Annotated in this window: 12 protein-coding genes; 3 read left to right on the forward strand and 9 right to left on the reverse strand. The window is 71.5% G+C overall.

The genetic code is table 11. The features are described 5' to 3' along the window. Positions 1 to 53: 53 nt before the first annotated feature. Positions 54 to 452: a RidA family protein gene (locus ACT1U9_RS06185; RefSeq protein ID WP_444537365.1), complete on the reverse strand. Its 399-nt coding sequence runs from the start codon at positions 450 to 452 to the stop codon at positions 54 to 56. Between the two features lie 31 nt (positions 453 to 483). Further along, a complete protein-coding gene (locus ACT1U9_RS06190; protein ID WP_444537366.1) occupies positions 484 to 1,593 on the reverse strand; it encodes an acyl-CoA dehydrogenase family protein in 1,110 nt (369 codons plus the stop codon). 154 nt (positions 1,594 to 1,747) lie between these two features. Here ACT1U9_RS06190 and ACT1U9_RS06195 point away from each other — a divergent pair, with 154 nt between their 5' ends. Next, the gene (locus ACT1U9_RS06195; RefSeq protein WP_444537367.1) at positions 1,748 to 3,367 is read left to right on the forward strand and encodes an AMP-binding protein; all 1,620 of its coding nucleotides are present in this window, start codon (positions 1,748 to 1,750) and stop codon (positions 3,365 to 3,367) included. A gap of 4 nt (positions 3,368 to 3,371) precedes the next feature. Continuing rightward, positions 3,372 to 4,217 carry a PaaX family transcriptional regulator gene (locus ACT1U9_RS06200; protein WP_444537368.1) on the forward strand — a complete coding sequence of 282 codons (846 nt, stop codon included), beginning with the start codon at positions 3,372 to 3,374 and terminating at the stop codon, positions 4,215 to 4,217. 197 nt (positions 4,218 to 4,414) lie between these two features. Here ACT1U9_RS06200 and ACT1U9_RS06205 read toward each other — a convergent pair whose 3' ends face one another. The 3 genes from ACT1U9_RS06205 to ACT1U9_RS06215 form a co-directional block, all read right to left on the reverse strand. Beyond that, positions 4,415 to 4,870 carry a tellurite resistance TerB family protein gene (locus tag ACT1U9_RS06205; protein WP_361426295.1) on the reverse strand — a complete coding sequence of 152 codons (456 nt, stop codon included), beginning with the start codon at positions 4,868 to 4,870 and terminating at the stop codon, positions 4,415 to 4,417. Between the two features lie 126 nt (positions 4,871 to 4,996). After that, the gene (locus tag ACT1U9_RS06210) at positions 4,997 to 7,327 is read right to left on the reverse strand and encodes a bifunctional salicylyl-CoA 5-hydroxylase/oxidoreductase (RefSeq protein ID WP_444537369.1); all 2,331 of its coding nucleotides are present in this window, start codon (positions 7,325 to 7,327) and stop codon (positions 4,997 to 4,999) included. Beyond that, positions 7,312 to 8,139: an enoyl-CoA hydratase family protein gene (locus ACT1U9_RS06215; RefSeq protein ID WP_444537370.1), complete on the reverse strand. Its 828-nt coding sequence runs from the start codon at positions 8,137 to 8,139 to the stop codon at positions 7,312 to 7,314. The genes ACT1U9_RS06210 and ACT1U9_RS06215 overlap by 16 nt, the downstream gene beginning before the upstream one ends. A gap of 302 nt (positions 8,140 to 8,441) precedes the next feature. Between ACT1U9_RS06215 and ACT1U9_RS06220 the strand changes: the two genes are divergently transcribed. Then, a complete protein-coding gene (locus tag ACT1U9_RS06220) occupies positions 8,442 to 8,903 on the forward strand; it encodes an ATP-binding protein (RefSeq protein WP_444537371.1) in 462 nt (153 codons plus the stop codon). Between the two features lie 3 nt (positions 8,904 to 8,906). On the opposite strand, the gene argF is transcribed toward ACT1U9_RS06220, so the two are convergent. The 4 genes from argF to ACT1U9_RS06240 all read right to left on the reverse strand — a co-directional run bounded on the left by argF (position 8,907) and on the right by ACT1U9_RS06240 (position 15,682). Beyond that, the gene (gene argF / locus ACT1U9_RS06225) at positions 8,907 to 9,908 is read right to left on the reverse strand and encodes an ornithine carbamoyltransferase (protein WP_444537372.1); all 1,002 of its coding nucleotides are present in this window, start codon (positions 9,906 to 9,908) and stop codon (positions 8,907 to 8,909) included. Positions 9,909 to 9,993: 85 nt separating this feature from the next. Then, positions 9,994 to 11,226 carry an arginine deiminase gene (locus ACT1U9_RS06230; RefSeq protein ID WP_444537373.1) on the reverse strand — a complete coding sequence of 411 codons (1,233 nt, stop codon included), beginning with the start codon at positions 11,224 to 11,226 and terminating at the stop codon, positions 9,994 to 9,996. Between the two features lie 278 nt (positions 11,227 to 11,504). Next, positions 11,505 to 14,138 carry a polynucleotide kinase-phosphatase gene (locus ACT1U9_RS06235; protein WP_444537374.1) on the reverse strand — a complete coding sequence of 878 codons (2,634 nt, stop codon included), beginning with the start codon at positions 14,136 to 14,138 and terminating at the stop codon, positions 11,505 to 11,507. Next, a complete protein-coding gene (locus ACT1U9_RS06240) occupies positions 14,135 to 15,682 on the reverse strand; it encodes a 3' terminal RNA ribose 2'-O-methyltransferase Hen1 (RefSeq protein ID WP_444537375.1) in 1,548 nt (515 codons plus the stop codon). The genes ACT1U9_RS06235 and ACT1U9_RS06240 overlap by 4 nt, the downstream gene beginning before the upstream one ends. Between the last annotated feature and the right edge of the window lie 78 nt (positions 15,683 to 15,760).

A 15,760-nucleotide genomic window follows, 5' to 3' on the forward strand; every position in this document is an offset into this window, starting at 1 on the left:
AGCCTCCGGCTCGGGTGCGGGTCGGGGCGGTCGTCATGCCTCGGCCGAGGCATTCACTCCAGCATCGCGAACCCGTCCAGTTCCACCATCGCCTGCTCGTCCCAGAGCCGTACGACCCCGATCACGGCCATCGCCGGGTAGTCGCGCCCGGCCAACCGGCGCCAGACGCGGCCGAGTTCATGGGCCCGGGCGCGGTACTCGGCGACGTCCGTGGCGTACACGGTGACCCGGGCCAGGTCGGCGGGGGTGCCGCCGGCGGCGGCCAGGGCGGCCAGGAGGTTGGTGAGCGCGGTCCGGAACTGCTCGGACAGCGTCTCGCCGACCACCTTGCCGTCCGCGTCGAGCGCGGTCTGCCCGGCGAGGAAGACCAGCCGGCTCCCGGTCGCGGTGACGGCGTGGCTGAAGCCGGTGGGCGGGGAGAGTTCGGCGGGGTTCACCCGGTGGAGGCTCATCGGTACGACTCCTTGTTCACCCGGTGACGGCTCATCGGTACAGCTCCTTCGCGATGATCGTGCGCTGCACCTCGGTCGCGCCCTCGTAGATGCGGGGCGCGCGCACCTCCCGGTAGAGGTGTTCGAGCAGATGGCCGCGTTGCAGCGCCCGCGCGCCGTGCAGCTGGACGGCCGCGTCGACGACGTACTGCGCGGTCTCCGTGGCGAGCAGCTTCGCCATCGCCGCGTACTTGGGGACCTCCGCCGCGCCCCGGTCGTACGCGGCCGCCGCCCCGTACACCAGCATCCGCGCCGCCTCCGTGCGCGTCGCCATCTCGGCGACCTGGTGCGCGACCGCCTGGAGGTCCTTGAGCGGGCCGCCGAACGCGGTGCGGCGCGCGGTGTGCGCGACGGTCGCGTCCAGCGCGGCCTGCGCCATGCCGACCGCGAACGCGCCGACGCTCGGCCGGAACAGGTTCAGCGTGCCCATCGCGACCCTGAATCCCCGGTCGGGCTCGCCGAGGACGTCGTCCCCGCCGACCGGCACCCCGTCGAAGGTGAGCGCCCCGATCGGGTGCGGCGAGAGCATGTCGAGGGCGGCGCCGCCGAGCCCGGGCCGGTCGGCGGGGACCAGGAAGGCGGTGACGCCGCGCGCCCCGGCCCCGTCCGTCGTCCGGGCGAACACCGTGCAGAAATCCGCCTCGGGCGCATTCGAGATCCAGCGCTTCTCCCCGCTCAGACGCCAACCGCCGCCGTCCGGCTCGGCCTTGAGGGCGAGAGCGGCGGCATCGGAGCCCGCGTCCGGCTCGCTCAGCGCGAAGGCGGCGACGGCCCGGCCGCTGGTGACCTCGGGCAGCCAGCGGGCGCGCTGCGCCTCGGTGCCGTGCGCGGCCACAGGGTGGGCGCCGAGCCCCTGGAGGGCGAGCGCGGTCTCGGCCTCGGTGCACGCGTACGCCAGTGACTCGCGCATCAGACACAGGCCGAGCGCGCCGGAGGTGAACAGCCGCTCCAGCAGACCCAGCTCGCCGAGGGCGGCGACGAGTGGCCGGTTGACGCGCCCCGGGTCACCCTTGTCGGCGAGGGGGCGGAGCCGCTCCTCGGCCGTGGCGCGCAGCCGTGCGCACCACTCCAGCTGTTCCGGCTCCAGCGCGAATGCGGGCATGGCGGCCCCTCTCGTCTCGCGTCCAGTCTCGCTGTGGTCCCGCCGTCTGCCCCGCTCTGACCGCGAGTGTTCCCACTACCCCACTCTTATCGCGAACCGTTGACTGTCGTCATCCAAACGATACGCTCCAGATGCGACAAGGGGGCGATCCCGTATGGAGCTGAAGACCTCAGCGCATGCCGACACGTTTTCCCGCGACCATCTGCCGCCCGCCGATCAGTGGCCGGAACTGGTCTTCGACCTCCCCGAGCTGCGCTATCCCGAGCGGCTCAACTGCGGCGCCGAGCTCCTGGACCGCACGATCGAGCGGTTCGGCGCGGACCGGCCCGTCTTCCGCACCGCCGAGGGCGATCTGTGGACGTACGGGGAGCTGCGCGGCCGGGTCGACCGGATCGCCCACACCCTCACCTCCAGCCTCGGCGTGGTCCCCGGCAACCGGGTGCTGCTGCGCGGGCCGACCACGCCCTGGCTTGCCGCCTGCTGGCTCGCGGTGATGAAGACGGGTGCGGTGGCCGTGACCGTACTGGCCCAACAGCGGGCGCACGAGCTGGCCACCATCTGCGAGATCGCCCGGATCGAGCACGCCCTGTGCGACGCGCGCTCGCTCGCGGACCTGGAGCGGGCCGCCGTGCCGGGCCTTCACGTCACCCCCTACGGGGGTGACAGTGCCGACGATCTGCTGCGGCTCGCCGACGCGCGCGCGGCCGACGTCCCCTATACGGCCGTGGCGACGGCGGCGGACGACGTCGCCCTGATCGCCTTCACCTCGGGCACCACCGGCCGCCCCAAAGGGTGCATGCACTTCCACCGGGACGTACTGGCCATCGCGGACACCTTCGCCCGCCATGTGCTGCGGCCCGAGCCCGACGACGTCTTCGCGGGCAGCCCGCCACTCGGCTTCACCTTCGGACTCGGTGGTCTCGTCGTCTTCCCGATGCGGGCGGGCGCCTCGTCGCTGCTGCTCGAACAGGCCGGTCCCAAGCAACTGTTGCCCGCGCTCGCCCGCCACCGGGTCTCCGTCCTGTTCACCGCGCCGACCGCCTACCGGGCGATGCTGGACGAGCTCGACGGATACGACGTGGGGGCACTGCGGCGCTGTGTGTCGGCCGGCGAGAACCTGCCCGCCGCGACCTGGCGCGCCTGGCGGGAGCGGACCGGGCTGCGCATCATCAACGGCATCGGCGCCACCGAACTGCTGCACATCTTCATCTCGGCGGCGGACGACGAGATCAGACCCGGCGCCACCGGAAAGCCCGTACCGGGGTGGCACGCGCGCGTAGTGGACGCCAAGGGTCAACCGGTGGTTGACGGCGAGCCGGGCCTGCTCGCCGTGCGCGGCCCGGTCGGCTGCCGCTATCTGGCCGACCCCCGCCAGTCGGAGTACGTCAAAGGAGGCTGGAACCTCACCGGCGACACCTATGTACGCGAGCCCGACGGCTACTTCCGCTATGTGGCCCGCGCCGACGACATGATCATCTCGGCCGGCTACAACATCGCGGGCCCCGAGGTCGAGGACGCCCTGCTGCGCCACCCGGACGTGGTGGAGACCGCCGTGATCGGCCGCCCCGACGAGGCGCGCGGCCAGGTGGTCGTCGCCTACTGCGTGCTGCGCGAGGGCGTGGTGGCGGGCGAGGCCACGGCCGGGCTGCTGCGCGACCATGTGAAGGCCGAACTCGCCCCGTACAAGTGCCCGCGCGAGGTGGTGTTCCTGGACGCGCTCCCCCGGACGCCGACCGGCAAGCTGCAGCGCTTCCGGCTGCGGGCCCTAGAGTGATCACGTGGCCGAGCAGCACACTCCCCGATCCCTGATCGTCACCCTCTACGGCGCGTACGGACGCGAGAAGGAGGGCTCCCTCGCGGTCGCCGAGCTGATCCGACTGCTCGCCGCCGTCGGCGTCGACGCGCCGTCCGTACGCTCGTCGGTGTCCCGGCTCAAACGGCGCGGACTGCTCGTGCCCGAGCGGACCACGGCGGGCGCCGCCGGGTACGCGCTCTCCGCCGACGCGCGCCAGCTGCTCGACGACGGCGACCGCCGGATCTACCCGCACCCGCGCCCACGCGCGCGTGAGGGCTGGGTGCTGGCCGTCTTCTCGGTGCCGGAGTCCGAGCGCAACAAGCGCCATGTGCTGCGCTCCCGCCTCGCGGGACTCGGCTTCGGCACGGCCGCGCCGGGCGTGTGGATCGCCCCCGCGCGGCTTTACGAGGAGACCCGGCACACCCTGGAACGGCTCCAACTCGCCCCGTACGTCGATCTGTTCCGGGGCGAGCACCTGGGCTTCGCGCCGACGGCCGAGGCGGTCGGCCGATGGTGGGACCTGGCCGCGATCGCCAAACAGCACGAGGAGTTCCTGGGCCGGCACGAGCCGGTGCTGCGGGGCTGGGAGACGCGCGCGCACACCGCACCGTCGGCCGAGGTCCCGTCCGAAGAGGCCTACCGGGACTATCTGCTGGCCCTGGACTCCTGGCGCCGCCTGCCGTACGCGGACCCGGGCCTGCCCACCTCGCTGCTGCCCCCCAACTGGCCGGGCGAGCGCTCGGCGGAGGTCTTCCGCCGACTGCACGCCCGCCTGCGGGACGCGGGCGCGGCCTTCGTGCAGGGACCTTCCTCCACGGAGACGGCGTGACGGATCAAGGCGGGCGCGCGGCCTGTCAGGGGACCAGGGCCTGACGGGGTGGCGGTTCGCGGGCGGGCGCGATCGTCACGCTCGCCGTCGTGCTGCGGGTCACGACGACGCTGTGACGACCGGCCCCTTGCGGACAGCGCGGCTTCACGGGCAGGCCGCTGTCACGCGCGCGGCCCGGCTGCCCCGAAGAGGGGTCCCTACAGGTCGAACTCGGCCGGCGGCAGGTCCAGCGTGTAGCAGGCCTCGCGGACCACGGCCTGCTCGGTCTTGTCGAAGTCTCCGTCGGCGCCGCCGATGACGATGCCTATCTGGATCACCGCGCGCGCCTCGGCGGGCTTCTTCTTCGCCTTGGCGACCTCCTGGAGCACGCTGACCTTGCCGAAGTCGAAGTCGGCGGTGAGCTTGTTCAGGTAGTCGTCGAAGCGGCGCTGAAGGTCGTCGGCCGGGAAGTTCTGCAGCACCTCGTTGGTGGCGATGAGCTGGGCGACACGGCGCCGCTCGGAGGGGTCGACGGTGCCGTCGGCGGCCGCGACGAGGGCGCACATCGCCATGCTGGCGTCCCGGAACGCCCCGCTCTTCAGGTCGTTCTTCTTGGCCACGAGCTGCGTCTGCATCGTCGACGCGGACTCCTTGAAGCGGTCCCACAGGGCCATCGGTTCTCCATCTGCTTTCGCTGGTCACTCCTACAACGCTGTGGAAACTCGCGGCGCGGCCGAATGGTTCCCACGGTGTGTCGCTTGGCTCGTGACGTGGCGCCTCTGGGCTCGTGGCGTGGCGTGTCAGTTCAAGGTGAGCCTCGGCCGAGGCGCGTCGGTGCGTCCCGTCGGCGGCTTGCGGCTGCCCGCGCGGTACGGCTGCGGCCAGGGCGCGCCGGGGCCCGTGTAGCCCTGCTCGGCCGCCGCGTGCAGGGCCCAGTTGGGGTCGTAGAGATGGGGGCGGGCCAGGGCGCAGAGGTCGGCGCGGCCCGCGAGCAGCAGGGAGTTCACGTCGTCCCAGGACGAGATCGCCCCGACCGCGATGACGGGGATGCCCAGCGTGTTGCGGATCCGGTCGGCGTACGGCGTCTGGTACGAGCGGCCGAACTCGGGGCGTTCGTCCGCGACGACCTGCCCGGTCGACACGTCGATCGCGTCGGCGCCGTGCGCGGCGAACGCGCGGGCGATCTCGACGGCCTCCTCGGCGGTGGTGCCGCCCGCCGCCCAGTCGGTGGCGGAGATCCGCACCGTCATGGGCTTGTCGTCGGGCCAGATGCCCCGCAGCGAGTCGAACACCTCCAGCGGGAAACGCAGTCGTCCCGCGAGGGAACCCCCGTAGATGTCCGTGCGTTGGTTGGTGAGAGGGGAGAGAAACCCCGAGAGCAGATAGCCGTGGGCGCAGTGCAGTTCCAGCAGGTCGAAGTCGCAGCGGGCGGCCCGCCAGGCCGCCGCGGCGAACTGCTCGCGGATATCGGTCAGCCCCGCGCGATCGAGCGCGTGCGGGACCTGGTTGACACCTGGCCGGTAGGGGATCGGTGAGGCGGCGACAACAGACCAGTTGCCGTCGTCCAGCGGCTCGTCGATGCCCTCCCACATGAGCTTGGTCGAGCCCTTGCGCCCGGAGTGGCCGAGCTGGACACCGATGGCCGTCCCCGGGGCCTGCCGGTGGACGAAGTCGGTGACCCGGCGCCAGGCCTTGGCCTGCTCGGGGGTGTAGAGGCCGGTGCAGCCCGGAGTGATCCGGCCCTGCGCGCTCACGCACACCATCTCGGTCATCACCAGGCCCGCGCCGCCCAGGGCCCGGGCGCCGAGGTGGACGAGATGAAAGTCGCCGGGGACGCCGTCCACGGCGGAGTACATGTCCATGGGAGAGACGACGACACGGTTGCGCAGCTCAAGTCCGCGCAGCCGGAAGGGGGTGAACATCGGAGGCGTGTCGGGCGGGCAGTCGAAGGCGCGCTCCACCGTGCCCGTGAACGCGGGATCGCGCAGGCGCAGATTGTCGTGGGTGACCCGGCGGCTGCGGGTGAGCAGGTTGAACGCGAACTGCCGTGGCGGCTGGTCGAGGTAGAGCCCCAACTCCTCGAACCAGCGCAGGCTGGCCACGGCCGCACGCTGGGTCGACTCGACGACGGGCCTGCGCTCGCTCTCGTACGCGGCGAGGGCCGCCGTCAGCGTGGGCTGCTCCTCGACGCAGGCGGCCAGCGCCAGGGCATCCTCGACGGCGAGCTTGGTGCCGGAGCCGATGGAGAAGTGCGCGGTGTGGGCGGCGTCGCCGAGCAGGACCGTGTTCGCGTGCGACCAGTGCTCGTTGACGACCGTACGGAACACGGTCCAGGCGGATTTGTTGCCGCGCAGGGACCGGCCGTCCAGGGCGTCCGCGAAGATCTTGGCGCAGCGGTCGGCCGACGCCTGCTCGTCGAGCTCGGCGAACCCGGCGGCCCGCCACACCTCTTCGCGCATCTCGACGATGACGGTGGAGGAGTCGGCGCTGAACGGGTAGCCGTGCAGTTGCATCACGCCGTGCTCGGTCTCCGCGATCTCGAAGCGGAAAGAGTCGAAGGCGAAGTCGGCGGCGAGCCAGATATAGCGGCAGCGGTGGCCGGTGACGCGCGGCGCGAAGTGCACGGCGTGCGCCTCACGGGTCGGGCTGTGCACGCCGTCGGCGGCGATCACCAGGTCGTACGCGGCGGCGAGTTCGGCGGCGGGCGGCGCCTCGGTCCGGAACCTGAGTCCCACACCGAGCGTGCGGCAGCGCTGGTGCAGGATCTCCAGGAGCCTGCGCCGGCCCAGCGCGGCGAAACCGTGTCCGCCGGAGGTGAGCGTGCGGCCCCGGTGGACGATGTCGATGTCGTCCCACCGGACGAACTCGGCGCTCAGCGCCTCGTACACCACGGGGTCGGCGTGTTCGATCCCGCCGAGGGTCTCGTCGGAGAGGACGACGCCGAAGCCGAAGGTGTCGTGCGGGGCGTTGCGCTCCCAGAGGGTGATCTCGCGGTCGGGGCCGAGCCGTTTGAGCAGGGCCGCGGCGTAGAGCCCGCCGGGGCCGCCGCCGACGACGGCGATCCGCAGCGCTCGCGCGGCGGGGTCCGGGCCGTCGCCCGGGCGGCCCGGCACGGTCAGCGCCCCTGCCATTTCGGGGGCCGCTTCTCGGTGAAGGCGGCGTGGAACTCGGCGTAGTCCTGGCCGTTCATCAGCAGGGCCTGGGTGGCGGCGTCGAGTTCGACGGCGGCCGCGAGCGGCATGTCGAGCTCGGCCGTGAGCAGCGCCTTGGTCTGGGCGTACGCGAGGGCGGGCCCGGCGGCGAGGTGCCGGGCGAGCTCGGCGGCGCGTGCGTCGGCCTGCCCTTCGTCCGTCAACTCGCTGATAAGGCCGATCCGTTCGGCCTCGGGGGCGCGAACCGGTTCGCCGAGCATCAGCAGCCGGGTGGCGTGCCCGAGCCCGACGACGCGCGGCAGCAGATAGGCGGCGCCCATGTCGCCGCCGGAGAGGCCGACCTTGGTGAACAGGAAGGAGAACCGGGCCGAGGGGTCGGCGATACGGAAGTCGGCGGCGAGCGCCAGGACCGCGCCCGCTCCGGCCGCGACGCCGTGGACCGCCGCGATCACCGGGAAGGGGCATTCGCGTACGGCCCGGACGACCTGTCCGGTCATCCGGTTGAAGTCGAGCAGCTGGGAGGTGTCCATCGACAGGGTCGCGCCGATGATCTCGTCGACGTCGCCGCCGGAGCAGAAGCCGCGCCCTTCACCGGCGAGCACCAGGGCCCGCACGGACCGCTCCCGGGCGAGCTCGGCGAGCAGATCACGCAGGTCCGCATAGGCCCCGAAGGTGAGTGCGTTCAGCTTCTCGGGCCGGGCGAGGGTGACGGTCGCGACCCCGTCCGCCGCGGTCAGCCGCAGATGGCGCCAGTGTGCGGTGCGGGGCGCGGAGCTGGGAAACGGGCTCATGGAGTGCGGCCTCCTCAGCCAGCTGGCAGATGCCTGCCCCTCGAAGGTATCACCGATACGTGACTGTCGTCATGAGTACGCGATACGAGAGGTAGAGCTCCCCTGCGGCTCCAGAGGGCGAACGACCCGTCCCGATGTGGCGCACGTCCCTTTTCTGCCTGCCGGGGGCCTCTACTCCCCCGCGCACCGCACTTCGTAAAGTTGAGGGAAGCACCAGAGCCCGGGCCCGTCCCCCTACGTCCGGGAATCACTCCCCATCCGGTCCGAGACGACCCCACGCGACCCGAACGGAAACCTCCGCCTTGCCCGACCCCTCCGGCCCCGCCCGCGAACCGGCCGGCGCCCCGACCTCCTGGCGTATCGCGCTCCCCCACACCAACGCCGCCGTGCCGATCGCGCGCGCCCTGATCCGTACCGCGCTCGCGGACATCGAGGCCTCGGCCGACAGCGACACCGCCGAGCTGCTCACGGCCGAACTCGTCGCCAACGCCGTCGAGCACACCGCCGGTGACCAGCCGATCGAGCTGGTCGTGGAGCTGCTGGCGTCGGGGTGCCAGGTCGAGGTGCACGACCGCTCGCCGCTGCCGCCGGGCGATCTCTCCACGCCGGGACCGGACGACGAGCCCGACCCCTGGCAGGAGCACGGCCGGGGCCTGCTGCTGATCCGCACCCTCAGCTCGGCGTGCGGTCACCGCCCTACCGCACACGGCAAGGCGGTCTGGTTCACCCTGCCGACGCGCCCGCCGCTGCCGACGCGCCGCTGAGGCTCACGCGGCGAGGGTCGCGACCATCACGGCCTTGATGGTGTGCAGCCGGTTCTCGGCCTCGTCGAAGACGACCGAGTGCGCCGACTCGAAGACCTCGTCGGTGACTTCGAGCTCGGCGAGCCCGTACTGCTCGTGGATCTCCTGGGCGACCGCCGTGCCCAGGTCATGGAAGGCGGGCAGGCAGTGCAGGAACTTGACGTCCGGGTTGCCGGTGGCCCGCAGGACGTCCATGGTCACCGCGTAGGGCGCGAGCGCCTTGATGCGCTCGGCCCAGATCTCCTTGGGCTCCCCCATCGACACCCATACATCGGTGGCGACGAAGTCCGCGCCCGCCACACCCCGCCCGATGTCCTCGGTGATCGTCAGGCGGGCACCGCTCTGCCCGGCGAGCTGGTCCGCGAGGGCGACCACGTCGTCGGACGGCCAGTACGCCCGGGGCGCCACGATCCGTACGTCCATACCGAGCAGGGCGCCGGTGACCAGGTAGGAGTTGCCCATGTTGTACCGGGCGTCACCCAGATAGGCGAACGACATCCGCTCCAGCGGCTTGTCGGTGTGCTCGGTCATGGTGAGGACGTCGGCGAGCATCTGGGTGGGGTGCCAGGCGTCGGTGAGCCCGTTGTAGACCGGCACACCCGCGTGTGCGGCGAGCGTTTCGGCCGTCTTCTGCGCGTCCCCACGGAACTGGATCGCGTCAAACATCCGCCCGAGCACGCGCGCGGTGTCCCGCGCGGACTCCTTCTTGCCGATGTGCGAGCCCGCCGGGTCGATATAGGTCGTGGAAGCGCCCTGGTCGGCGGCCGCCACCTCGAACGAGCACCTGGTCCGGGTCGACGGCTTCTCGAAGATCAGCGCGATGTTCCGCCCACGCAGCCGCTGGACCTCGGTCCCCGCCTTCTTGGCGGCCTTGAGCTCGGCGGCCAGCTCCACCAGAGAGCGGAACTCCTCGGCGGTGAAGTCCAGCTCCTTGAGGAAGTGGCGGCCTGCGAGGTCTGTCGCCATGGTGGCTGCTCCTGGGTGACGGATACGGGGAGGCTGGAAGTATATACGATTGAACGCATCGCTATACGGTCACCGTGCAGAGCGGCTATACGGCATCACGCTCCACCGGACAGCTCATACAGCGCGGCCCGCCCCGCCCCCGCCCGAGCTCACTGCCCGGAATCTCGATCACCTCGATGCCCTGTTTGCGCAGATGCGTGTTGGTGGTGACATTGCGCTCGTACGCCACGACCACGCCCGGCTCGACCGCCAGCACATTGCAGCCGTCGTCCCACTGCTCGCGCTCCGCCGAGTGCACGTCCTGGGTGGCCATCAGCACCCGGATCCCGTCCAGACCCAGCGCGGCCGCGATGGCGCGGTGCATGTGCTCCGGCGGGTGGTCGGTCACCTTGAGCTCCTGCTCACCGGCGCCCGGCTCGATGGTGTACGAACGGAGCATGCCGAGCCCGGCGTACTGGGTGAAGGTTTCTCCGTCGACCATCGTCATCACCGTATCGAGGTGCATGAACGCCCGGCGCTTGGGCATGTCGAGCGCCACGATGCACTGCGCGGAACCGGCCGCGAACAGCCCACGCGCCAGCATCTCCACGGCCTGCGGCGTGGTCCGCTCGCTCATCCCGATAAGCACCGCGCCATTGCCGATCACCAGGACGTCCCCGCCCTCGATGGTCGACGGATAGTCGCTCTGCCCCTTCGACCAGGTGTGGAACGAACCCGCCTCCGGGCCCGTGAAGAGCGGGTGGTGGCGGTAGATCGCCTCGAAGTGCACGGTCTCGCGCTGCCGCGCGGGCCAGCGCATCGCGTTGATGGAGACACCGTCGTAGATCCAGGCCGAGGTGTCCCGGGTGAAGAGGTGATTGGGCAGCGGGCCGAGCAGGAAGTCGTCCAGGTCCAGCGCGTGGAAACGGACCGAGACCGGCTCCGCGTGCCGCTCCAGGAACTCACGCTTGGTCATCCCGCCGACCAGTGCCTCGGCGAGATCGGCGGCGGACAGATCGTCGAAGGACGCCCGCAGATGCCCGGTCGCCAGCGGGCCGTACTCCTTCTCGTCGAAGACCCGGTCCAGTACGAGCCGTCTCGCCTGCGGGATCGCCAGCGACTCGCGCAGCAGATCGCCGAAGAGATGCACCTGGACCCCGCGGTCGCGCAGCACGTCCGCGAAGCCGTCGTGCTCCTGGCGCGCCCGGCGCACCCAGAGCACATCATCGAAGAGGAGAGCGTCCTTGTTGCTCGGAGTGAGCCGCTTCAGCTCCAGATCCGGCCGGTGCAGTATGACGCGGCGCAGCCGCCCGGTCTCGGAATCGACATGGAATCCCATGCCCCCATCCTGTCCCGCCCAAAGCCCCCGCACCCGACGAACGGTCACGCCGGGGGGACGGAGGGCTGGGGCGAAGCCGCGCGCGCATCGACGGCAGGCGCGGTCCCGCCCCGGCGGACAGCGGGTGCGGCGCGGCCAAACCGGACCGGACCGGACCGGGGCAGGCCGCACCCACCGGCCCGGCGGGCGGAGCCGCTCGGCCAGGCCGAGGGCGCGGCCGGGCCCGGGAGGCGCAGCCACACGGTCGAGGGCGGAGCCCCGCTCCGCCCCCAGCCGCGTCAGAGCCGGGGGTCCACCGGTTCCGACTCCAAGGCCAGGACCGCGAAGACCGCCTCGTGGACGCGCCACAGCGGCTCGCCCGACGCCAGCCGCTCCAGCGCCTCCAGACCCAGCGCGTACTCGCGCAGCGCGAGCGAGCGCTTGTGGCCCAGCGAACGCTGCCGCAGCCGGTCGAGGTTGTCGGGCCGCACGTACTCCGGACCGTAGATGATCCGCAGGTACTCCCGGCCGCGAACCTTGATGCCGGGCTGCGCCAGGCGCCCCTTGCCGTCCCGGGCGAGCGCCTGGAGCGGCTTGACGACCATCCCCTCGCCGCCCGCGCCGGTCAGCTCCAGCCACCAGTCCACACCCGCCCGCACCGACTCCTCGTCGCCGGTGTCCACGACGAGGCGCCGGGTGACCTGGAGCAGCCCGGTCGGGTCGTGCTCGACCAGGCGGTCCAGCCACGCCAGTTGCTCGTCGTGGGGCACCCCGGCCAGGCTGCGCCCCTGGGCGGCGAGGATCTGGAACGGGGCGAACCGCACCCCGTCCAGACCGTCCGTCGTCCAGCAGTACCGCCGGTACGCCTCGGTGAACGCGGCCGCGTCATCGGCTCGTTCCCGCTGGCGCGCCAGCAGCCCGGCCACCTCGACCCCGCGCTCCCCGGCCGCCTCCAGGACCCGCAGCGCGTCCGGGAAGACCGCCCCGGACGCGGCACCCACCGCCGCGTACTGCGAACGCAACAGCCCGGAGGCCTTCAGGGACCACGGCATCAGCTCGGCGTCGAACAGCAGCCAGTCCGTGGCGAGCTCGTCCCACAGCCCGGCGGCGGACACAGCTGTCCGCAGCCGCTCCAGGACGGCCTCGGTGACCGCCGCGTCGTCGAAGAACGGGCGTCCGGTACGGGTGTGCAGCGCCCCCGTGGGCCCGTCCACTCCGAACCGCTCGCGCGCCACCTCGGCGTCACGGCACACCAACGCCACCGCCCGCGAGCCCATGTGCTTCTCCTCGCACACGACCCGCGCGACCCCGTCCGCCCGGTACTGCGCGAACGCCTCCGCCGGGTGCTCCAGATAGCCCTCCTCCCGAGAAGTCGCCGTCGGTGCCATGGTCGGCGGCAGATACGCGAGCAGTCGGGGGTCGACCGCGAACCGGCTCATGACTTCGAGCGCGGCCGCCGCGTTCTCCTCGCGCACCGCCACATTGCCCAGCTCCCGCGTCTCCACGACACGGCGGCCGTGCACATCGGCCAGGTCGAGCGGTCGGCCGTCATGGCCACCGGGCGCCTCGGTGGCCAGCGGACGGACCGGCTCGTACCAGACCTTCTCCGCGGGCACGTCGACAAGCTCGCGCTCCGGCCAGCGCAGCGCGGTCATCTTTCCGCCGAACACCGCACCCGTGTCCAGGCAGATGGTGTTGTTGATCCACGACGTGTTCGGGACGGGCGTGTGCCCGTAGACGACTGCCGCGCGGCCGCGGTAGTCCTCGGCCCACGGGTAGCGCACGGGCAGGCCGAACTCGTCGGTCTCGCCGGTCGTCTCTCCGTACAGCGCGTGCGAGCGGACACGCCCCGACGTACGCCCGTGGTACTTCTCGGGCAGACCCGCGTGACAGACGACCAGCTTGCCGCCGTCGAGCACATAGTGGCTGACGAGCCCGTCGATGAACTCCTTCACCTGTTCCTTGAATCCATCGTCCTCCTTCTCCAACTGCTCGATGGTTTCCGCCAGTCCATGGGTGCGCTGGACCTTCTTGCCACCCAGATAACGTCCGAGCTTGTTCTCATGGTTCCCGGGTACGCACAGAGCGTTACCGTCGGCCACCATTTTCATCACGCGCCGCAACACACCCGGGCTGTCCGGGCCACGGTCGACCAGGTCACCGACGAAGACCGCCGTACGCCCCTCGGGGTGGACGCCGTCGACGTAACCCAGCTTGGCGAGCAGAGTCTCCAGCTCGGAGCGGCAGCCGTGGATGTCACCGATGATGTCGAAGGGGCCAGTGAGGTGGGTGAGGTCGTTGAAACGGCGCTCGATCACGATCTCGGCACGGTCCACCTCCGCCTCGGTGCGCAGGATGTGCACCTTGCGGAACCCCTCGCGCTCCAGGCCGCGCAGCGAACGCCGCAGCTCACGGCGGTGGCGCGCGATGACCTGGCGGGGCATACCGGCCCGGTCGGGACGGGCCGCGTTGCGTGCGGCGCAGACCTCCTCGGGCAGGTCGAGGACGATCGCGATCGGCAGCACATCGTGCTCCCGGGCCAGCCGGACCAGCTGCCTGCGGCTCTCCATCTGCACACTCGTGGCGTCGACGACGGTCAGCCGCCCGGCCGCGAGCCGCTTGCCCGCGATGTAGTGGAGCACGTCGAACGCCTCGCCGCTCGCGCTCTGGTCGTTCTCGTCGTCGGCGACGAGCCCCCGGCAGAAGTCGGACGAGAGGACCTCGGTCGGCTTGAAGTGCCGCCGGGCGAAAGTGGACTTACCCGATCCGGTGGCCCCGATGAGCACCACGAGGGACAGGTCGGGGACGGCGAGCGTGCGCTTTGCGGGCGCGGTCCCTTCCGTACCGGCAAGCGGAGTGGTGCTGGTGCTGGCATCGGTACTTGCACTGGTACCCGTGCGGGCATCTGCGTTGTTGCTGGACTCGGCACTCATGCGGCGTTCGCCTCCTTCACGGTCTCGGTCTCGGTGGGCGTCGGGGTCTCGGTGGGTGTCCGGCTCTCGTTGCGCGTCGCGCCCCGGCGGGGCGGCTCGTCGCTCTTGATCATCTTGAATACGGCCATCTGCGTCGGCGGCCCCACCTCGGGGTCGTCCGGCCCGACGGGCACGAACTCGACGTCGTATCCCTGCCGTTCGGCGACCGAACCCGCCCAGTCGCGGAACTCCGCGCGAGTCCACTCGAACCGGTGATCGCCATGGCGCACATGCCCAGCCGGAAGGGTCTCCCAGCGCACGTTGTACTCGACGTTCGGCGTCGTCACGATCACCGTGCGCGGACGAGCCGCGCCGAACACCGCGTACTCCAGGGCGGGCAGCCGAGGCAGGTCGAGGTGTTCGACGACCTCGCTGAGCACCGCCGCGTCGTACCCCTTGAGCCGCTTGTCGGTGTACGCGAGCGAGCCCTGCATCAGGGTGATGCGGCCGGCCTGCCGCTCGCCCATCCGCTCCAGCTTGAGCCGGCGCGCGGCGATCGTCAGGGCGCGCATGGAGACATCCACACCCACGATCTCGGTGAACCGGACGTCCTTGAGGAGTTCATGTATCAACTGGCCCTGACCGCAGCCGAGGTCGAGCACGCGGCTCGCACCGGCCGTCGTGAGCGCCGCCATGATCGACTCACGGCGCTGCACGGCGAGCGGGACGGGCTTGTCCTCGGTGTCGGTCGTCTCGTCGACGGCGTTGTCGATCGCCTCGACCGCGATGTCGTCGGCCTCGGCGAGCCGGACCAGCTCAAGGCGCTCCATCGCCTGCCGGGTGAGCCCCCAGCGCCGGGACAGATAGCGGCTGGTGATCAGCTTCTGCTCGGGATGGTCGGCCAGCCAGCCGTCACCGGCCCGCAACAGCTTGTCCACCTCGTCGGGCGCGACCCAGTAGTGCTTGGCGTCGTCGAGCACCGGCAGCAGCACATACAGCTGCCGCAACGCGTCCGCGAGCCGCAGTTCCCCTTCCAGCACGAGCCGTACGTAACGCGACTCGCCCCACTGCGGGAACCGCTCGTCCAGCGCCAACGGCTGCGCCGACACCGAGGCCCAGCCGAGCGGCTCGAACAGCTTGCGTACGAGGTCGGCGCCGCCGCGCGCGGGCAGGGCGGGCACCTCGATCCGCAGCGGAAGTGGCGCCTCCGCCCGTTCCGGCAGCGTGTTGCACACACCGCGCAGGGCGCTCTTGAAGACGGTGCTCAGCGCGACGGACATCAGCGAAGAGGCCGCGTACGGACGGTCGTTGACGTACTGCGCCAGCGCGGAATCGGGTGCTCCGCCACGTCCCTTGCCCTTGCCCCGCCGCACCAGCGCGACGGGATCGACCTCCAGGAGCAGCGCGGCCGTGCAGCGCTCGGCGCTCGCCTCGGGGTACAGGACATGCGCGGTGCCATGGGAGGTGGAGAACGCTTGCGCCTTCCCTGGGTGCTTGTGCAGCAGAAAACCGAGGTCGGTGGCGGGGCGCTCAGGGGTACCGGTTGTGGTGATTGTCAGGAACACGCATCGAGTATCACCCGGTTCGCCCGACTCCTACCAGGCAATTTCGCTCTGACCGGGCGTTCCACCTACCCCTTGGTC

It is taken from the genome of Streptomyces sp. BR1 (assembly GCF_052373795.1).
Lineage (GTDB): Bacteria > Actinomycetota > Actinomycetes > Streptomycetales > Streptomycetaceae > Streptomyces.